We start from the raw sequence: 19,689 nt of genomic DNA, 5'->3' as shown, positions 1-19,689 counted from the left end.
TCATGATTCTGCATGTCACCGATGTTCAATACCTGCAAAACTATCAACTCAAACTGACGTTTAACGATGGCGTCGCCGGTATCGTCGATTTAAGCAACGAGCTTTGGGGAGAGATGTTCGAGCCGTTAAAGGATCCAGTGTTATTCAGCCAAGTCAGGCTGGACAAAGATCTGGATACCATCGTCTGGGCAAACGGCGCGGATTTGGCTCCGGAATTTTTACACAACCTGATTCAACACGTACAGGAAGAAACGCATGTCCAATAAAAACTTCGTCAACTTTCATATTTTGATGTCACACAGTCCTTCATGCCTGAACCGCGACGACATGGGCATGCAGAAAACCGCGATTTTCGGCGGCACGCGCCGGGTGCGAATTTCCAGCCAGAGTTTAAAACGTGCATTACGCACCTCGGCATACTACGAAGATCAATTCGGCAAGCCTTCCGAGCGCACCAAACAACTGACCTTGTTACGCGACAAATACCGCGAGCTGTTGAAAGATAAATTTGCCACGTCCGTCATTGACACTGTGTTGATGGCAGTTGCCGGCGTTAAGGAAATCAAGGAACTGGAAGAAAAAATCAAGAAAGGCCAAGGCAATGATGTAGACCGGACTAAATGGGAGGGCACCGAATCCGGTGCGGTTGCGGCTTGGTCGGTATACGAAATAGAAAAATACTGCGAGATGTATATGCGACTTCAGGCAGAACATTCGGACGACAAGGCATTTCAAAAAGCCTGGGAAAAAGAAACCAAAAAAGATAGTTTCAAAAAATTTAACGATGCTTTCCAAAACAGTGTCGATATTGCTTTATCGGGCCGCATGGCGACCTCCGGTATCATGACTTCAGTTGATGCCGCCCTCGCCGTTGCGCATGTCATTACCACGCATACCGTGGACGGCGATTTGGACTGGTTTACCGCCGTCGATGACTTGACCCAGGAAGCGGGCGAAACCGGCTCCGCGCACTTGGATACCCAGGAATTCAGCGCCGGCGTGTTTTACCGGTATGCGTCGTTAAACCTTGGACAATTGCAGGAAAATCTCGGCGAAGTCAGCCGCGAAAAAGCCCTGGAAATTGCCGCGCACACATTGCACATGCTCGCCACCGTCATCCCCGATGCCAAACGCAACAGTACCGCGGCCGATAACCCGGCCGATTTTGTCTGTGTTGCATTGAGCGATCAGCCGATTTCCTTGGCGAATGCGTTTGAAGAACCGATAAAAAGCAAAAACGGCTTTCTCAAACCGTCGATCGAGCAATTTATTAATTACAAAGAAAGCGTTTACCAAGGCTACGAATTACAAGATCAGGTCGCCTTTTTCAGTTTACACGACACGGCTAAGTTAGCGGGCCAAGCCTGCCCGTCACTGAGCAAACTCGAAAACTGGTTGAAGCAAGAGGGCGAGGTTTAACGATGCCGGAATTTTTAATCCTCAAATGTCAGGGTGCCATGCAGGCTTGGGGCGGCCATACCTATGAAGACTATCGGCCCAGCTTGATATTTCCTACCCGTAGCGCAGTCATCGGCTTGCTTGGGGCGTGTTTGGGTATTGTGCGCGAACAGCCGGAACAACTGAAGTTGTTGAACGAAAGCTTTGAATTGACGGTGTTGGCGCATCGACTACGGCATGTCGAGCATCGGCATTTTAAGGGCGAACGAAAACTTAGAACGGTATCGTTACATAAAATGACGGACTATCACACCGTGCTCGATGCCCGCCGCGCCGATGGCGGCAAGCGCGAGGATGCGATTGTTTCGCGCCGCGAATATTTATGCGATGCTGAATTCACCTTGGCATTGTCCTTTAAAGAACTTGCCGAATACAGTTTAGAGCGCGTGCTGCAAGCCATTAAAAAACCGAAATACACGCCGTATCTGGGACGCCGTTCCTGCCCTTTGCAACGCCCTTTGTTTGAATCCATCATCAGCGCGGAAACTGCGCAACAGGCATTAAAGCAAATCGAACAAGACGGCACACTGTACAGCGAAACGCCTTTGCTAAATGGACATGAAATGCAAGTGCGCGACCTACCGTTATTCGGCAAGACTCGCCGTTTTGTCACGCGCCCCGTTTATGTGCTGGGAGGTTGACATGTACTTTAGCCGTGTTCGGGTTTCGCCGGTTCATTTGCAGCAATTCGCCAAACTGTTTCAATACAATCATTACCAATTACATCAGCTTTTGTGGAAACTGTTTCAGGATAAACCTGACGATAAGCGGGATTTTTTGTTTCGTCAGGACAGCGATAAACAAGGTTTGCCGGTTTTTTATCTGCTGTCTAAATATCCGCCAATCAGTATCGACCATTCCTTCATCATCGAAACCAAATCTTACCATCCCCAATTACGAACGGGCGACACGCTCGGCTTTAGTCTACGCGCCAACCCTGTCGAGCAAAGCAGCCGCGCCAGAACAGCGGAGGAAAACGCCGTTTTACGCGAGCAAAGACGAGCAAAAGGTCTGCGGGAAAAAGAAATTTTGCCGCAGAAAAGAATCCATCACGATGTCGTCATGCATTTGAAAAAATCGCTTGGCGAAGAAGAAAGGCATCTGTATTCCCAAGCTGAACTGGAACAGAAAGCGGGCGAAAGATGGTTGCAGGAGCGCGCCGAAAAAAATGGTTTTCGTTTGCTGTCAGTGACCGCGCAAGGTTACCTACAGCACCATTTCAAAAAACGCCAGATCAAAATCAGCACCTTGGATTATGATGGCGTGTTGCAAATCACTGATCCGGAGCTGTTTGTCACTAAAGCGTTGTACCGAGGCATAGGCAGATCCAAAGCTTTCGGTTGTGGTTTTCTAATGATTCGAAGAATATAGCATCGAATTACTTTATATAAATGTGCGTATTACAAGTCATACAACCAAGGCAACATTATGAGAATCAATGCCCGTTTAGACGAAAATCACGAACAAAAACTACTGGCCATTCAACAGGCAACTTCCTTGAGCACGTCGGAAATTATCAAGCAAGCCTTGGATTTGCTGTACGAAAAAACCGCTTTAACCGGCAGGCAAAAAAATCAGAAGCTGATTGAAATGCTGGCGGGAACGGCGGAAGGGCCTGAGGACTTATCCGTCAATTATAAAGAATACCTGTATCAAGGCTGGAAAGAAAAACATGGTATTGAGTGATACCGGCTTTTGGTTTGCTTTTTTTAATCCCAAGGACCGTTTTCATGCGCATTCGATGGCTGTGATGCAACGGCTGGATGAGGGTTTGATAACCACATGGCCGGTCATTACCGAAACCTGTTATTTGTTGGGTAAAACATTGGGAAATGAAAGTCAGTTACGGTTTTTACAAGCCATCGAGGCTGGCTATGTGGAAATATTTCAAATTCAACTGCATCATTTAGCGCATATCCAAAAACTGATGCAAAAGTATGCGGATCTACCCATGGACCTGGCCGATGCCTCGCTGGTTATTCTGGCCGAAGAACTTGGCCACGGCCGGATTCTTTCAACAGACCGGCGCGACTTTAAAACCTACCGCTGGAAGAATCACAAACCGTTTCAAAATCTGCTGCTTCCTGATGATTGACATGGCCTTGATGATGGATGAACTCTTGCAAAAAATCGTCCCCCTTGCCGAAAGTGACCCGGACATCGCGGTCGTCTGGCTCTATGGTTCGCGCGCGAAAGGCAATGCCCATGCGTCCAGCGATTACGACCTGGCCGTGGCATTCAATCGGTTCATCAAGGACGATCCGATAGAACAGCGGCTGCGGCCCGAATGTTTGGCGCTGGACTGGCAACAGGCATTGGGTTTGCACGATTTCCAACTCTCCGTGGTCGACATCAATCAGGCGCCGATCCCGTTGGCGTGGGAAATCATTCAAGCCGATACGGTGATTTTTTGCCGTGATGAAAACAGGCTTTGGCGGGAAACGCTCCGCATTCATAGCCGTATGGAACTCGATTATGCCCACACCTATCTTGACTCGATCGAACCAGGAAATTCGTCATGCTACCACCGCTTAAACCCATCGCGATGAAAGAACGCGTTTCGATGGTATTCATCGAAAAAGGCCAGATCGACGTTAAAGACGGCGCTTTCGTCGTGATCGACGAAACCGGCATCCGCACCCATATTCCGGTCGGCAGCATCGCCTGCATCATGCTGGAGCCGGGCACGCGCGTATCCCATCATGCCGCCGCCCTGGCAGCCAGAGCGGGCACGCTATTGGTCTGGGTCGGCGAAGCCGGCGTCAGACTGTATGCATCGGGCCAACCGGGCGGGGCGCGCGCCGACCGCCTGCTCTACCAGGCCAAATTGGCGCTGGACGATGCCGCCAGACTCAAAGTCGTGCGCAAAATGTACGAGATCCGCTTCGGCGAAAAACCGCCCGAACGCCGTAGTGTCGAACAACTCCGCGGCATCGAAGGCGCGCGCGTGAAAAAATTGTACGACCTCTTGGCCAAACAGGCCGGCGTCGAGTGGAAAGGCCGCAATTACGACCACACGCAATGGGACAACAGCGATACGGCCAATCGCTGTATCAGCTCGGCCACCGCCTGTTTATACGGCATCAGCGAAGCCGCAGTGCTGGCCGCCGGCTACGCACCGGCAATCGGCTTCATCCATACCGGCAAGCCATTATCGTTCGTTTACGACATTGCCGACTTGTTCAAATTCGACGAAATTATCCCGCACGCCTTTAAAATCGCCGCGAAGAATTATCGCGACCCGGAACGGGAAGTTCGGCTGATGTGCCGCGATATTTTCCGTCAAACCAAAATCCTGAAGAAAATCATCCCCACCATAGAAGACGTCTTGGCCGCCGGCGAGTTGGAAATACCCCAGCCCACCGAGGAATCCATCGGCCCTGCAATTCCCAATTCAGAGAGCATCGGCGATGTTGGTCATCGTAGTTGAAAACGTCCCGCCTCGATTACGCGGACGCCTGGCCGTCTGGCTGATCGAGATTCGCGCGGGCGTTTATGTCGGCGACTTATCGGTGAAAGTTAGAGAGATGATCTGGTCGCATATCGAAAACGGCATAGAAGAAGGCAATGCGGTGATGGTCTGGACCACCAACACCGAATCCGGCTTTGACTTCATGACATTAGGCAAAAACCGCCGCCTGCCGGTTGAACTGGACGGACTGAAACTGGTTTCTTTTTATCCCGCGGAAGACCCAAAAGATGAAAATGCTCTTTAACAATTTAACCTTTAAAAACCCGGAAAAATTCGGTAGAAAATTCGAGGCGATTATTTCTTTTGACTAACAATATGTTAGGATAAGTCCGTTCCCCACGCCCGTGGGGATGAACCGCTCGAAGCCGGCAGCCAAGACGCTAAGGAACTCCGTTCCCCACGCCCGTGGGGATGAACCGCTGTCAGGCGGGTTAAGAAAGGCGGCGCGAAACCGTTCCCCACGCCCGTGGGGATGAACCGTCTGAGATTGATATTGGTGCAATGGGAGGGTTCCGTTCCCCACGCCCGTGGGGATGAACCGAAAATGAATAAAAAATTCACCATGATTGAGAGCCGTTCCCCACGCCCGTGGGGATGAACCGTCCAGGCCAATCAGTACGGTTTCCCAGTTCTTCCGTTCCCCACGCCCGTGGGGATGAACCGACTGCGGATTTCTTATCCGTCAGCTTGTAAGTCCGTTCCCCACGCCCGTGGGGATGAACCGGATTCACCATGGAATTTCCAGTCGATTTGAAACCGTTCCCCACGCCCGTGGGGATGAACCGTACCAGGATGGGTTTATCGACCAGACTTATGGCCGTTCCCCACGCCCGTGGGGATGAACCGGCCACTAGCGGCAGTTTGCATCAAAATCCCCCCCGTTCCCCACGCCCGTGGGGATGAACCGTGTATGTAGATGGGCAGCCGGAAAACGCGCATCCGTTCCCCACGCCCGTGGGGATGAACCGGGATGGCATAAAATGCGTCAATGTCCTGGTACCCGTTCCCCACGCCCGTGGGGATGAACCGAAGACGGGCTCACCCACGATGGTGTCTGTCGGCCGTTCCCCACGCCCGTGGGGATGAACCGCGCAGGCAGTCATGAATAATTACCTGGCGATTCCGTTCCCCACGCCCGTGGGGATGAACCGTCAGCGCGGAAATTGCGCAGGCCAATATCGCACCGTTCCCCACGCCCGTGGGGATGAACCGGCGGCGATAGAAAATTGAACAAAGCGACCCGCCCGTTCCCCACGCCCGTGGGGATGAACCGTCCGATTTTGAATCTCAATTTGCTTTGGTATCCCGTTCCCCACGCCCGTGGGGATGAACCGGCGAGTGCTAACAACGGGAAAAGCAGACCGGCCCGTTCCCCACGCCCGTGGGGATGAACCGTTTGTGTTTCGCTTCCTCTTTTAATTATGGCCCCGTTCCCCACGCCCGTGGGGATGAACCGAATTTTCCGATGCTATCAATCCACCGCTACCGCCGTTCCCCACGCCCGTGGGGATGAACCGTTCGAGGTTAACCGTGATCCTAACGGCAAAATCCGTTCCCCACGCCCGTGGGGATGAACCGAATGGGAGTCGATACAATGCGCGCGATTCGGTCCGTTCCCCACGCCCGTGGGGATGAACCGTCGATCAAGCTGGAAGAGGCTGCCGCGCGCATCCGTTCCCCACGCCCGTGGGGATGAACCGCAGAAACAAAAACAACAAACAGAACGTATAGCCCGTTCCCCACGCCCGTGGGGATGAACCGGCCGGGACTAAATAGCTCGTCGTAAATCTGATCCGTTCCCCACGCCCGTGGGGATGAACCCTGATCGGCGTGAACGAGCGGCATTTTCGCGCCCCGTTCCCCACGCCCGTGGGGATGAACCGAAACCGGACGACAAGAAGCCGGAAGCCACCGACCGTTCCCCACGCCCGTGGGGATGAACCGATCAGGCTGGAATTTACGATGTTATGGACGCACCGTTCCCCACGCCCGTGGGGATGAACCGATACACAGCGGACGGCGGATTCTTTTGGAGCGCCGTTCCCCACGCCCGTGGGGATGAACCGCGGCGGCCTGCAATTCGTGGCCGAGATAATCGCCGTTCCCCACGCCCGTGGGGATGAACCGGACGCCTACGACCAGCACCTGCGCGAGCAATACCGTTCCCCACGCCCGTGGGGATGAACCGCTGATCGCCAAATCGGTAGAGCGCACGCGGCGCCGTTCCCCACGCCCGTGGGGATGAACCGCAAAAAAATGTATCGCATTCAATCAGAGGAAACCGTTCCCCACGCCCGTGGGGATGAACCGTTCACAACGTCAGTTTTTGACGATTTTGTCACCCGTTCCCCACGCCCGTGGGGATGAACCAGTTGCGATCAGGCGCGGGGTGCATACGCTATCCCGTTCCCCACGCCCGTGGGGATGAACCGGTAGTGTACCGACAGAGTAGCGAGATTTGAGACCGTTCCCCACGCCCGTGGGGATGAACCGAAGTTTCTTGTCCCCACGGAAACTGGCGAATTCCGTTCCCCACGCCCGTGGGGATGAACCGCGATATTCGCATACTCGAACGCAACTCGTGAGCCGTTCCCCACGCCCGTGGGGATGAACCCGGAAGACAGCCGTTACGCAAACGACCTGGCCCCCGTTCCCCACGCCCGTGGGGATGAACCGCCCTGGTCGAACGCGGTCGGCGCGCCGGTGCGCCGTTCCCCACGCCCGTGGGGATGAACCGTCGCATCTAATCAGGTTTCAGTCCGTAGCGGCCCGTTCCCCACGCCCGTGGGGATGAACCGATATTTTCGTCGAACATGGCGGTGAAATCCGCCCCGTTCCCCACGCCCGTGGGGATGAACCGAATGACTTCCTTGTCAATGTTCGACCTGTAAACCGTTCCCCACGCCCGTGGGGATGAACCAGCCGCTGAGTCATTTGTTAGATGTTGCAATTTCCGTCCCCCACGCCCGTGGGGATGAACCGGCACAAGGCCCGAGCAAAAATCCCAGTAGATACCGTCTTGTCATCCATTATGCAAGCGCATAATGGATGACAAGACGGTATCTACACTTGCGATTTCGCGTTAAACGGGATGCCGGTTTTTCTTGAAATATTCAGAAGATCGTCCACCACAGGCTTAATCAACGGAATCCCTTCTTGGCTTCGAATCGCTTCCGCTTCTCGCTCAGGATCGCCGGGGATCAGCGGCCCGCTCGTCCCGGGAGCCGGTTTAGTATTGCGGAAGACGTGAATCCAGTCATCGATTTGTTTCTTGAATTCATCCTTGTCGATGAAGCCGTCGATCTGCATGGCGCCGAAAAAATGGCCGATGCCTTTGCCGACGCTGCGCGCGGGAATTTCTTGCCTAATGGTGAAAGGGGGGGCAAAGGGACCCCAGTTGGCGCCGCTCAGGACGCCGCATAAGATATCGACCATCGAGGCGAGACAATAACCTTTGTGCCCGCCTATTTCTCTATCGAAGCCAAGCGGCAATTGCGCGCCGTCATTGATCATGTCCTGTGGGTGGGTGGTGTCGCGACCCTCTTTATCGATGATCCATCCCCTCGGAACTTCAGTTTTCTTGCGCAGCGCGATTTCGATTTTGCCAAAAGAGACGGCACTGGTGGCCATGTCGATGACAATCGGTGGCTCTTTATAGCCCGGAAAGGCGATGGCCATGGGATTTGTGCCCAGCATTCTTTCCGCTCCCCACAAGGGCGCGACCAGCGCCGTGGAATTAGTCATAGCCCAGCCGATGAGATCTCTTTCGAGAGCTTGCAAAGGATAGTAACCCGCGATTCCGAAGTGGTTCGAATTACAGACACCCACCCAACCGGAGCCGTAAGTCTCGGCTTTCTCCATGGCGATCTCATTCGCCGTGGGTCCCACGATAAGGCCCAACCCATTATCGCCGTCGACAGTTGCCACACTCGCTTTTTCCCGGACGATTTTGATGTTGGGCCTGGGGTTGATGCGGCCCAACTCCAGCATATCCACGTAAGTATGCAGCCTCGCCACGCCGTGAGAGTCGATGCCTCTCAAATCGGACCTGGCCAAAACATCCGCAGCTTGCCTCGCCTCCGCCTCGGGGACACCGAAGTGCATGAAAACCTTGACCGAGAAGTCTTTGAGGTAGTCAGCCGGGAAAAGGTATGAGTCTCTCTCGTCTGTCATGACTTTTTAATCCCGGTATAAAGCTGATTACGGAGACATGATAACGAATAATTTGCTTAAAACTCAAGAAACGGCAAAACTGAGCATGATTGATTATGTGGCCTTTTGCAACGGCCGCCGATCACACTCAACTTTAGGCTATCAATTCCCCGTTGAATTCGAACGGGATTTTTTTAGAAACGCCGTCTGAATAGGTGTCCGGTTTTTGTTGACCATTGCAATCCACTATTCCGATTTTAGTGATTTATACAACTCTAACGCCTTGTTCATCTCATCTGTAGCGCCTTTCATATCACCGTCTTTTACTTTGATTTGCGCTTCAATGAGGCTTTCGGTGGCCTTTTGGGTGATGCCAGGATCTCCCGTTACTTTCTCGGATTCCGCGCGCGCCGCTTTTAAATGTTCGCTGGGCGGCACGAAATCGTTATGCATGATTTCGACTTTAGCCTTTTCAATATGCATAATGGCTTGATTTGGGCTGTGAACTGAACTTTTGGCAGCCTCTTCCGCATTAGCAATAACGCTGATTGAGCCTAAAGAGAAAGCCAGTGATAATATTAACGCTGTGTTTTTGATAATACTCATAAAATAAAGCCTCTGCTGTAATTTCCGGATGCTTCCAGTAATAAATTATGGAAAAATAAACGCCTTTACATAACACACTAACAAATCAATCGTTAATGACTTTGAATTATTCAGCTTACAATTTATTTTTATGAAAATTACCATGCCTAAACCAAACACACAATACGTATAAATACCTAATATGTAAAAACATTAAGCGATATATAACACATCAATAATCAATAACTTATTGATTTGTACAACAAGACTTAGCGTGCGTGAAGTTTTAAACCTTTTCCTGAGTCTATCTGCTCAAATTCAGACGGTTACGCGTCATCGTCCCTGCATTTGCCGCAGCGCTTCCATTTCCTCAAGCAAATCCAGCACCAGCGCGATGCCCGGAAGATTCACCCCCAGATCCTGCTGCAAGCGCATCGCAATCTGCAGCCGTTTCAGCGCTTTGGTGTCAAAGCGCCAGCGATGAATCGAATCCCCATCGGGCTCCAGGATGCCTTCCTCGACCATTTCGATCACCTGTTCCTGGCTGGTTTTGGCATACTCGCAAAGCTCCAGCAGCGTAAACTGGATCGTTTCATCCAGCACAATTCCTGTAATCACCCACAATTCTTTTTTCATCCGTCTATCCCCATGTCTTGGCGTGGATTCATCGGCATCAGTTCGGCCATTTTTTGATACAAGGCTTTTGCCTCCGCGCTGACTGCGGGCGGCGTGACGATTTTTAAGGTGATAAACTGATCGCCCGGCGTCGCGGCTGGCAGGCCGCGACCTTTTAAGCGCAACTGCGCGCCCGACTGCGAACCGGGCGGGATTTTGACTTCGACTCTCCCGCCCAGCGTCGGCACCGGCACCGTCGCGCCCAGGGCCGCCTCCCAGGGCGTTACCGGCAGTTCGATAGCAATATCTTTGCCCTTGGCATGAAACAACCGGTGTTTGTTGAACTCGACCTCGAGGTACAAATCGCCGCTCTGTCCGCCCTGCATCCCCGGCATGCCCTGGCCGCTCAGGCGGATGCGCTGGCCGGCCTGAATTCCGCGCGGAATTTTGATGTTCAACGTTTTCCGGTTCGATACGATGCGCCCCTGCGCATCGACCTCCGGCATGTTCAGCGCAATCAGCCGCACGCCGCCGTGATACGCGTCTTCCAGATCGATCAGGATGCGCGCGTGCTGGTCTTCGCCCCGGCCCTGAAAGCCGCGATGAAACACGCCCTCTTGTGAGGCAAAGCCGCCGCCGAATAAGGTCTCGAAAAAGTCGCTGAAACCGGTAGCACGCCCGCCGGCAAAACCCTTGCCGACATCGAATTCGCGCTGCCAGTCGGGCGGCGGCGTAAAGGGCTGGCCTTCCCGCCAGTTCTGACCGATCCGGTCATAAGCCGCGCGTTTTTTCGGGTCTTTCAGCACCTCATAAGCCTCGCCGACTTCCTTGAATTTGGCTTCCGCGTCCCTCTCCTTGCTCACGTCGGGATGGTATTTGCGGGCCAGTTTGCGGTATGCTCTTTTGATCTCCTCCGGTGTCGCCTTGCGATCGACGCCCATGATCTTGTAGTAATCTTTATATTCCATCGGATCGGCACGGGGGTGGGAAATTCGAATTTGTCATGATACCCTAAACTGATAAAACTATATTGCAAACTGATTGTCTTTATCGCAGGATAGCACGCGTTAAATCGGTCTCGGGTAAAATAAACACAGCACCAAAACGCCGTATTCAGTGAATTTAATCATAATGCCCCATTGACTGAGTCATTCTCATGAAAATAACACCGCTCGATCCTTCCCAACTCTACAAGCCTTGTGATATTTCTGATTTGGCCTTCGCCTCGACCGATGAACTGGAGGACATTGACCTCGCGGTCGGCCAGGAACGCGCGATAGAATCGCTGAAGTTCGGTATCCGGATCGCCAAGAAAGGTTATAACGTATTTGCGATGGCCCCCTCCGGCACCGGTAAACTGACCTCGGTATTGCAGTTGGCCGAACACGAAGCCAGCCGGCAACCGATTCCGGCCGATTGGTGTTATGTGAATAATTTCAACCAGCCGTCCAAACCGAGAGCGATCAAGCTCGCTCCCGGACAAGGCCGAATCTTCCAGTCCGACATGGACAAGTTGGTCGACGAACTCAGCATCGCGATACCGGCCGCATTCGACGGCGATGAATACCGTTCCCGGGTCGGCGAACTGGAAAGCAAGTCCCGCCAGCATGAAATCGACCAGCTCAGTCAATTGCGCGACCAAGCCGCCGAGGCGCATATCATCCTGACCGAAACGCCGACCGGTTATGCATTCGTGCCTTCCGACGACAAAGAGCAGGCGATCAGCCCGGAAGAATTCAATAAATTCGACAAGGACAAACAGCACCAGATTCAGGACACGATTTTCGAGTTTCAGGATCGCCTGCAAAACCTGCTGAAAAAATTTCCGCACTGGCGCAAGGAAACCAAGCGCAAACTGCAGGCGCTGAACCGCGAGGTCGCCGAACTCGCGGTCAATCATTCGATCGACGATCTGCTCGCAAAATATGCCAAGCAGGACGCAATCATGGGGTATCTGAAGGATATTAAAAAGGATATCATCGATCATATCCGCGATTTCGTGCCGCATTCCGAGAAAGTGATCTCGTTCATGGAGTTTCCGCAGGAACAGAATCCGTTCAAGCGCTATCAGGTCAATCTGATGATCGATCTGAGCCAAAAGAAGTCCGCGCCGGTCATTTTTGAACAAAATCCGAATTACAGCAATTTGGTCGGGCGGATCGATCATCAGGCCTTTATGGGTTCCCTGGTGACCGACTTTACGATGATCAAACCCGGCGCCTTGCACAAGGCCAACGGCGGATATTTGATTCTGGACACGCAAAAACTGCTGTTCCAGCCCTATGCCTGGGAAAGCCTGAAAAGAACCCTGCAAATGGGCGAAATAAGGATCGAATCGCTCGAACGCGCGCTGAGCCTGATTAGCACCTCGGCGCTCGAACCCGAGCCGATTCCGCTCGACGTCAAAGTGATCCTGATCGGCGAACCGCTGTTTTATTATTTATTGAGTGCCTACGATCCCGACTTTCATGATCTTTTCAAGATCGCGGCCGATTTCGACGATACGGTCTCCAGGGAAACCAAGACGCCCGACTATGTGCGTCTGTTGGCGACGCTCGCGCGCCGCGAAAAACTCAGGCCGCTCAGCCGCCATGCGGTCGCCCGGATTATCGAGCACAGCTCACGCATGACCGGCGATACGGAGAAACTGCTGACCCATTTGCGCAGCATCACCGACCTTTTGACCGAATCCGATTACTGGGCCAGCAGCAACGGCCATACCGAGATCACCAACAGCGACGTGCAGCAGGCGATCGACCACAAGACCAAGCGCCTCGACAAGATACGCGAAAAACTGTACGAAAACATCCTGCGCGGCATCCTGTTAGTCAATACCGAAGGCAGCGTCGTCGGCCAGATCAACGGCCTTTCGGTGCTGCAGATGGGCGATTTCATGTTCGGCCAGCCATCCAGGATCACCGCGACGACGCGCCTCGGCAGCGGCAAAATCGTCGACATCATGCGCGAAACCGAGCTCGGCGGCGCGCTGCATTCGAAAGGCGTGCTGATCCTGTCGAGCTTCATCGCCGCCAAATATGCCAGGAAAAGCCCGTTTTCGATGGCTGCCAGCCTGGTCTTCGAGCAAACCTACGGCGAAGTCGAAGGCGACAGCGCCTCGCTGGCCGAACTCTGCGCGGTTTTGTCCTCGCTGGCGCGGGTGCCGCTCAGGCAGGATCTCGCGATCACCGGTTCGGTCGATCAGCTCGGCCAGGTACAACCGATCGGCGGCGTGAATGAAAAAATCGAAGGCTTTTTCGACATTTGCGCGGCCAAGGGCCTGACCGGCGCGCAAGGCGTGATCATCCCGGCCAGCAACCTAAAACACCTGATGCTGCGTTGGGATGTGGTGCATGCGGCCCAGACCAAACAGTTTTCGATTTATGCGGTAGCGACCGTCGATCAGGCGCTGGAAATATTGACCGGCATCGAAGCCGGTGAAGCCGACGCCGAAGGCCGCTTTCCGCCCGCATCGTTCAATGCAAAGGTCGATGCGCAATTGCAGCAATTTACAACGATCAAAAAAGATTTCAGCAAATCACAAGCGGATGACATCTCAACAGGCGACCAATCCTCGGAGAAGTAAAGTGTCATGAAAGCAAGCGGATTCTTTCGGCCCGACTTGGCCAAAAAACTCGACGGCCTGGCCGAACTGGCCGGAGATTGCAGTTACACCTGGGCGCACGGCGCCGATGAAATCTGGTCCGAACTGGATGACGAGTTATGGAGGCTGACCCGCAATCCCTGGCTGGTATTGCAATCGGTGTCGCATGCGCACCTCGAAACACTCTCCGAGAACCCGGATTTTTGCCAAAAACTGCGCACGATCGTGTCCGCGCACCGGCTCGCCTTGTCTGAAAATCGTTGGTTCCAACACCATTACGAACAGCAAGCCGCGCTGAAGAAGATCGCTTATTTCAGCATGGAGTTCGGTCTTAGCGAAGCGTTGCCGATTTATTCCGGCGGCCTCGGCCTCCTGGCCGGCGATCATTTGAAAGCGGCCAGCGATTTGGGTTTGCCCTTGGTCGGTGTCGGCCTCTTGTATCAAAACGGCTATTTTCGCCAGGATTTCGACGCGGACGGCAATCAGATTGCGCTCTATCCGTCGAGCAATACCAGCGACCTGCCGGTCACGCCGGTGCGCGATGCGAACGGCGAATGGCTGCGCATCAAGCTGTTGACGCCCTACCAGCTGTGGGTCAGGGTCTGGCAGGCGCAAATCGGCCGGATCGAACTGTATTTGCTCGATACGAACGATCCGATCAATCATCCGGTCGATCGCTGCATCACGACCGAGCTCTACGGCGGCGGCTCCAGCCACCGATTGGCGCAGGAAATCCTGCTCGGCATCGGCGGCTGGCGCGTTTTACAGGCACTAGGCATCACACCCGACGTCTGCCATCTGAACGAGGGTCATGCGGCGCTGGTCGTTCTGGAACGCGCCCGTGACCTGATGCGCGAAAAAGACCTCGATTTTGCGACCGCCTTGACGATTACCCGCGCCGGCAATCTGTTTACTACGCATACGCCGGTCGAGGCCGGCTTCGATCGCTTCAGTCCGGACCTGGTCAACAATCAACTGGGCCTGTATGCGAAAGAACTCGATATCAGTGTGGCGGCGCTGCTGAGTCTCGGCCGTGCGCCCGGCTGCACCGATCCTGCCGCGCCGTTCAACATGGCTTATCTGGCGATACACGGCAGCGCGGCGGTCAACGGCGTCAGCCGCCTGCATGCGGAAGTCAGCCGGGACATTTTCAGCCCGCTGTTTCCGAACTGGTCGCGCCATGACATCCCGGTCACCAATGTGACCAACGGCGTGCACGTGCCGGCCTGGGATTCGAAGGATGCGGACGAATTGTGGACACAGCTGTGCGGCAAGGGCCGCTGGTTCTGCGATCCCGAGATGCTCGGCCAGAATTTCAACCGGGTCGCGGACCAGGAGCTTTGGCAGATGCGCGCGAAAAACCGGGCACGGCTGGTTCATTTCGTGCGCGACGAATACAACCGCGAATTGAACATTCACAGCAATTTAACCGAGAAGGAACTCGAAAAACGCGTGCTGCGCGTGTTCGATCCGAATGTGATGACAATCGGCTTCGCGCGCCGTTTCGCGACCTACAAACGCCCTAACCTGCTGTTGACCGATCCCGACCGGCTGGCCCGTATCCTGTGTCATCCGGACAGGCCGGTGCAACTGGTCATTTCCGGCAAGGCGCATCCTGCCGATCAGCCCGGACAACTGCTGATCAAGGCGTGGCACCAGTTCATGCGCCGCCCGGAGATTCGCGACCGGGCAGTGTTTTTGAGCGATTACGACATGATCACCGCGGAATATCTGGTGCAAGGCGTCGATTTATGGATCAATACGCCGAAACGACCCTGGGAAGCCTGCGGCACCAGCGGCATGAAGATTCTGGTCAACGGCGGCCTGAATGTGTCGGAACTGGACGGCTGGTGGGCCGAGGCCTATACCCCCGAAGTCGGCTGGTCCTTGAACGGCAATGAAGATGGGCACAGCGATCAGGAACAGGCGGAGATGCTTTACCGCCTGCTCGAGGAAGACATCGTGCCGGCCTTTTATGAGCGCAACGATAACGGCATTCCCGAACGCTGGACAAAAAAAATGCGCGCCAGCATGACCACGCTGACGCCGTATTTTTCGGCCAACCGAATGGTGCGGGAATATACCGAACGTTTCTACCTGCCCCTGGCCACGCATTACCACGAACGGGCCGCGAAACAGGGCGAACTTGGCAAAGAGCTGACGCAATGGCAGCAGCATCTGCAAGACTTCTGGCCGAAAATCCATGTCGCGCAGGTGCAGGCCGAAGACCAGGGCAAGCAACAACTGTTCAAGCTGCATATTTATCTCGGCGATCTGACCGCCGATGATGTCGAGGTGCAATTGTTCTCGGAGCCGACCGCCGACATTCAGCAAGCCATCCATCCGATCCCGATCGATCACCCGATTCCGGGGGCGGTCAACGGCTATGTGTACAGCCTCACGATTCCGGCAGTCCGTCTGCTCAAGGATTACACCCCCCGCATCATCCCCCGCCATCCTGGCTGTCAGGTGCCGATCGAGACTCAACATATATTATGGATCAAGTGAGTTTGGATACACTCAACCCCGCCGAGGCGCACAACCTCCGCACACGCAAAGCCGTCAACCTGCCCTATTTCGACAATCTGCTGAAACTGCTGCATGAGGGCAATGCGGCGGTCGCACAAGGCTTCGGACGGCACGTGCATTGGGGCTATTGGGAAAATCCGCACCAGGCCGATGCGACCGGAGCCGATTTTGCCGAGGCCGCGGAAAATCTGAGCCAGGAAATCTGCCGGGCGGGTCAGATCAACAACGGTTTACGCGTACTGGACGTCGGCTGCGGCTTCGGCGGCACGATCGCGCATATCAATGAGCATGACACCGGGATGCAGTTGACCGGTTTGAATCTGGACTCGCGCCAGTTGCAACGCGCCCGCACCCAGGTCGTACCGCGTTCCGGCAATCGAATCGAATTCGTCGAGGGCGATGCCTGCAAACTGCCGTTTGCAGACCACAGCTTCGATGTGGTGCTCGCGGTCGAATGTATCTTTCATTTTCCGGACCGCGAATCTTTTTTTCGGGAAGCGCGGCGCGTATTGAAGCCGGGCGGCATGCTGGCATTGTCCGTAAGCGTCCAACCCTACCACATAGCGAGGTTGATGGGGGCGTGATTTAATGTGATTTGCCGAAAGGCAGTAGTTCGTCGATACGGCTGTTAGGCCAGGTAGGCAGTTTTTCGAGGGTGTCTTTTAGCCAGGCCAAAGGATCGAGGCCGTTGAGCTTGGCCGTGCCGAGCAAGGTTTGAATCACAGCCGCGCGTTTTCCGGCGCGTTCCGAGCCTGCAAAGAGCCAGTTCTTTTTACCCAAAGCGATAGGTCGGATGCTGTTTTCAATCGGGTTGTTGTCGATTGGCAGATCGCCGGTTTCAGCATAGCGTGTGAGAGCGATCCAGCGTTTCAAGCTGTAGTCGATGGCTTTAGCGGTCGCGGTATTGGGCGCGGCGTGGGTTCGGGTGCGTTGCAGCCAGTCGTGCAGGCCGGCCAGTGCCGGCCGGCTTTTCTCGGCACGCAGGCGTTGGCGTTCCGCTGAACTCAGGCTTTGGCCTTCGGCTTCAATCGCATACAGCACCGCGATGCGCTGTAAGGCTTCTTGCGCAATCGGGCTCTGGCTGGCCTGGAACAGGTCGAAGAATTTCCGCCGCGCATGCGCCCAACACGCCAGTTCGATACATGGCTCAAGCCGAAGTCGAGTTTCGGGATGGGCGCGGGCGGCCGCAAACAAGGCTTTATAGCCGGCGTAGTCGTCGACCACGAGATGGCCTTGCCAATCGCCTAGAAACTGCCCGGCATGCCGGCCGCTGCGACCGGCTTGATAGTCGAAGACGAGGATCTTGGGCCCCGGTTGTAGGTCATTGCTGCGATACGCCCACAAATAGGCTTTCTTGGTTTTGCCGTTGCCGGGATCCAGTTGCGGCACCGGCGTTTCATCGGCATGAAGACTCGACCGTTGTTGAAGATGCCAGGCCAGGCGATCCGCCAAAGGTTCCAAGGCGACGCCGAGACGTCCGACCCAGTCGGCCAGGGTGGAACGGGACAAGATCACGCCGTCGCGGGCGGCGATCTGCTCCAAGCGGTAGAGCGGCAGATGGTCCTGGAATTTGCTGATCATCACCCAGCTCAACAAGCCGACCGCCGCCAGACCGCCATCGATCACCGCCGGCGGAATCGGCGCCGCCGTCACGGTCTCGCAGCTCCGGCAGGCATATTGCGGGCGGATATGGCGATGGACGAAGAACTTCGCCGGCTCGACATCCAGTTGCTCGGTCACATCTTCGCCGATCTTGACCAACTCCCGGCCGCAGTGCCCGCAGGTGCAGGATTCGGGTTCGTGGCGGTGTTCGATGCGCGGCAAGTGAGACGGTAACGGTTGCCGGCCGGCGCGCAGGCGTTTGGGGCGGACCACCGTGGTACAAGGACTGGCATCTTGCAGTTGCTCGACGTCCGCGTCGATGGCCGAAATATCCGTGTTCCAGGTTTCCTCGAACACATCCCGCTGCAGCGGGGCCAAGGCTTCGCTCTTGGTGCTGAAACGGATGCGCTTGTAATACGCCAACTCGTGGGTCAGCGCGGCGATTTTGACGCCTTTGCTCTGAATGGCTTTGGCATCCCGCTCAGCCTGCTCGATCAGCGCTTGAATCAATGCGGCTACTTCGGTTTTTGCCGAAGGCTCCAGGTTCAACTGATCGAGTTTGGCGAGGGGATTCATGGCCGTTATTATACTGCATAAACCCACTGAACGCCTTGATTTTACTAGGTTTCAATACCGTACCTTACACCCGCCATTCTGTTGACGGTTGTGCCGATAGCCGTTGCCAATCGACACCAGCCACAAGCCACTGCCACTGGGCCTGACTGAGCGCAAAGACCGGGTCAGAGGCTTTGGGCCAAACAAAACTGCCTCGATGCAACCGCCGCTGGCACAGCCAAACCCCATTGCCGTCCCACAGCAACAGGCGCAAGCGGTTGCCGGCACGGTTGCGGAAGATGAAGGCCGATCCGCAGCCAGGCGGGTGCCCCAGGCTTTGCTGGACGATTGCGGTTAAGCCATCCAGGCCGCGCCGCATATCGACCGGCGCCACCGCCAGCCAGATCTGTGCCGGACTCGCAATCAAGCCAGGCATCGCAACAACTCCGCCACCCAGCGCGCTGATACGGTAGCGGACAACTCCAGGCGGTGACCTTGGGCATGCGTGAAGACAATCGCGGCAGGCGCAGACGGCTGAACATGCACCGGTATTAAGGCTGCCGACTCTGGCTGGGGCAATTTGCGATAGTCGCTCAAACGCGCCGTGAAGGTACGGACATTGAGTTGCCGCTCGGCGCAATACGCGGCTTGTGATAGCCCGCTACGTTGCCACGCTTCAATATGCTGACGCCATTTCGCTGTGATAGCCATGCCAAAACTCCTGACAAAAAAAGGACAGGATGCGACAGACGAAAATTATTTTATAGGCGGTACGGTTGAACGCTTACCATTGTCCGATTTCATTCCGGCGCCGATCATCGTGCCATTCGCCAAAATCAGGCTGCCGGAGCGTCTGAGCCGGGGATTTTACGGCAGATGCAATGTGCAATATACGCGCGAGGACTATCGCCGTCTGGCCAATGCTTCCGGCTTCAAGATTCTGGTCGAACGGGATATTACCGTCAATACCCTGCCCACTTACGCGTACATCCGGAAATTGGCGTGGCAGGCCTCATTTTTTAACGGCTTCGCGATGATCGAGACTGCGACGCTGGAACTACTGAGCCGGCTCCGGCTTATCAAATATGAGATTTATGCGTTTCAAAAAAACGAAGGTTAG

General features: G+C 54.9%; 20 protein-coding genes and 1 CRISPR repeat array. Of the genes, 13 read left to right on the top strand and 7 right to left on the bottom strand.

The window, feature by feature from the left end:
• Positions 1–2 precede the first annotated feature (2 nt).
• Genes METLA_RS0103050 through cas2e form a run of 9 tightly spaced genes read left to right on the top strand, consistent with a single transcriptional unit; the run spans position 3 to position 5,174 of the window.
• On the top strand, positions 3–266 hold the full coding sequence (locus tag METLA_RS0103050) for a DUF2442 domain-containing protein (protein WP_024297149.1): 264 nt from the start codon (positions 3–5) through the stop codon (positions 264–266).
• Positions 256–1,419: a type I-E CRISPR-associated protein Cas7/Cse4/CasC gene (gene cas7e, locus METLA_RS0103045; RefSeq protein ID WP_024297148.1), complete on the top strand. Its 1,164-nt coding sequence runs from the start codon at positions 256–258 to the stop codon at positions 1,417–1,419. The genes METLA_RS0103050 and cas7e overlap by 11 nt, the downstream gene beginning before the upstream one ends.
• Positions 1,420–1,421: 2 nt before the next feature.
• A complete protein-coding gene (gene cas5e / locus METLA_RS0103040; RefSeq protein ID WP_029646354.1) occupies positions 1,422–2,099 on the top strand; it encodes a type I-E CRISPR-associated protein Cas5/CasD in 678 nt (225 codons plus the stop codon).
• The gene (cas6e, locus tag METLA_RS21245) at positions 2,011–2,829 is read left to right on the top strand and encodes a type I-E CRISPR-associated protein Cas6/Cse3/CasE (protein ID WP_084480048.1); all 819 of its coding nucleotides are present in this window, start codon (positions 2,011–2,013) and stop codon (positions 2,827–2,829) included. The genes cas5e and cas6e overlap by 89 nt, the downstream gene beginning before the upstream one ends.
• 57 nt (positions 2,830–2,886) lie before the next feature.
• On the top strand, positions 2,887–3,144 hold the full coding sequence (locus tag METLA_RS0103030; RefSeq protein WP_024297146.1) for a hypothetical protein: 258 nt from the start codon (positions 2,887–2,889) through the stop codon (positions 3,142–3,144).
• Positions 3,131–3,553 (top strand): type II toxin-antitoxin system VapC family toxin, encoded by a 423-nt coding sequence (locus METLA_RS0103025; RefSeq protein ID WP_024297145.1) that lies wholly within the window; start codon positions 3,131–3,133, stop codon positions 3,551–3,553. Before METLA_RS0103030 ends, METLA_RS0103025 begins: the two co-directional genes overlap by 14 nt.
• Positions 3,546–4,007 carry a type VII toxin-antitoxin system MntA family adenylyltransferase antitoxin gene (gene mntA, locus METLA_RS0103020; RefSeq protein WP_245598719.1) on the top strand — a complete coding sequence of 154 codons (462 nt, stop codon included), beginning with the start codon at positions 3,546–3,548 and terminating at the stop codon, positions 4,005–4,007. Before METLA_RS0103025 ends, mntA begins: the two co-directional genes overlap by 8 nt.
• The gene (gene cas1e, locus METLA_RS0103015) at positions 3,977–4,888 is read left to right on the top strand and encodes a type I-E CRISPR-associated endonuclease Cas1e (protein ID WP_024297143.1); all 912 of its coding nucleotides are present in this window, start codon (positions 3,977–3,979) and stop codon (positions 4,886–4,888) included. The genes mntA and cas1e overlap by 31 nt, the downstream gene beginning before the upstream one ends.
• Positions 4,869–5,174 (top strand): type I-E CRISPR-associated endoribonuclease Cas2e, encoded by a 306-nt coding sequence (cas2e, locus tag METLA_RS0103010; protein WP_024297142.1) that lies wholly within the window; start codon positions 4,869–4,871, stop codon positions 5,172–5,174. The genes cas1e and cas2e overlap by 20 nt, the downstream gene beginning before the upstream one ends.
• A gap of 85 nt (positions 5,175–5,259) precedes the next feature.
• Positions 5,260–7,912: direct repeats of the CRISPR family, unit length 29 nt; unit sequence CCGTTCCCCACGCCCGTGGGGATGAACCG.
• A gap of 81 nt (positions 7,913–7,993) precedes the next feature.
• Here the strand turns inward: cas2e and METLA_RS0103005 are convergent.
• The 4 genes from METLA_RS0103005 to METLA_RS0102990 form a co-directional block, all read right to left on the bottom strand.
• Complete coding sequence (locus METLA_RS0103005) at positions 7,994–9,103, bottom strand: Ldh family oxidoreductase (protein WP_024297141.1); 1,110 nt, start codon at positions 9,101–9,103, stop codon at positions 7,994–7,996.
• 225 nt (positions 9,104–9,328) lie between these two features.
• Positions 9,329–9,688 carry a hypothetical protein gene (locus METLA_RS0103000; protein ID WP_024297140.1) on the bottom strand — a complete coding sequence of 120 codons (360 nt, stop codon included), beginning with the start codon at positions 9,686–9,688 and terminating at the stop codon, positions 9,329–9,331.
• 312 nt (positions 9,689–10,000) lie between these two features.
• Positions 10,001–10,303 (bottom strand): chaperone modulator CbpM, encoded by a 303-nt coding sequence (locus tag METLA_RS0102995; RefSeq protein WP_024297139.1) that lies wholly within the window; start codon positions 10,301–10,303, stop codon positions 10,001–10,003.
• A complete protein-coding gene (locus METLA_RS0102990) occupies positions 10,300–11,250 on the bottom strand; it encodes a DnaJ C-terminal domain-containing protein (RefSeq protein ID WP_024297138.1) in 951 nt (316 codons plus the stop codon). Before METLA_RS0102990 ends, METLA_RS0102995 begins: the two co-directional genes overlap by 4 nt.
• Positions 11,251–11,438: 188 nt before the next feature.
• Here METLA_RS0102990 and METLA_RS0102985 point away from each other — a divergent pair, with 188 nt between their 5' ends.
• The 3 genes from METLA_RS0102985 to METLA_RS0102975 are packed head-to-tail and all read left to right on the top strand — an operon-like array spanning position 11,439 to position 16,996.
• Entirely contained in the window at positions 11,439–13,865 is a 2,427-nt protein-coding gene (locus tag METLA_RS0102985) for a Lon protease family protein (RefSeq protein WP_024297137.1), read from the top strand.
• 6 nt (positions 13,866–13,871) lie between these two features.
• Positions 13,872–16,391, top strand: coding sequence for an alpha-glucan family phosphorylase (glgP, locus tag METLA_RS0102980; RefSeq protein ID WP_024297136.1), 2,520 nt, complete (start codon positions 13,872–13,874; stop codon positions 16,389–16,391).
• Between the two features lie 2 nt (positions 16,392–16,393).
• Positions 16,394–16,996, top strand: coding sequence for a class I SAM-dependent methyltransferase (locus tag METLA_RS0102975; protein ID WP_245598718.1), 603 nt, complete (start codon positions 16,394–16,396; stop codon positions 16,994–16,996).
• A 1-nt stretch (position 16,997) separates the two neighbouring features.
• Here METLA_RS0102975 and tnpC read toward each other — a convergent pair whose 3' ends face one another.
• The 3 genes from tnpC to tnpA form a co-directional block, all read right to left on the bottom strand.
• On the bottom strand, positions 16,998–18,590 hold the full coding sequence (tnpC, locus tag METLA_RS0102970; RefSeq protein ID WP_024297134.1) for an IS66 family transposase: 1,593 nt from the start codon (positions 18,588–18,590) through the stop codon (positions 16,998–17,000).
• A gap of 64 nt (positions 18,591–18,654) precedes the next feature.
• Positions 18,655–19,005 (bottom strand): IS66 family insertion sequence element accessory protein TnpB, encoded by a 351-nt coding sequence (tnpB, locus tag METLA_RS0102965; protein ID WP_024296659.1) that lies wholly within the window; start codon positions 19,003–19,005, stop codon positions 18,655–18,657.
• Positions 18,993–19,280 carry an IS66 family insertion sequence element accessory protein TnpA gene (tnpA, locus tag METLA_RS0102960; protein WP_024297133.1) on the bottom strand — a complete coding sequence of 96 codons (288 nt, stop codon included), beginning with the start codon at positions 19,278–19,280 and terminating at the stop codon, positions 18,993–18,995. Before tnpA ends, tnpB begins: the two co-directional genes overlap by 13 nt.
• On the opposite strand from tnpA, the gene METLA_RS0102955 reads away from it, so the two are divergent.
• On the top strand, positions 19,279–19,689 hold the full coding sequence (locus METLA_RS0102955; RefSeq protein ID WP_024297132.1) for a hypothetical protein: 411 nt from the start codon (positions 19,279–19,281) through the stop codon (positions 19,687–19,689). The two genes, tnpA and METLA_RS0102955, sit on opposite strands and share 2 nt — an antisense overlap.

It is taken from the genome of Methylomicrobium lacus LW14, assembly GCF_000527095.1.
GTDB lineage: Bacteria > Pseudomonadota > Gammaproteobacteria > Methylococcales > Methylomonadaceae > Methylomicrobium > Methylomicrobium lacus.
Note: the sequence above shows the minus strand (reverse complement) of the source record. Positions and strands in the feature narration are given on the sequence as shown.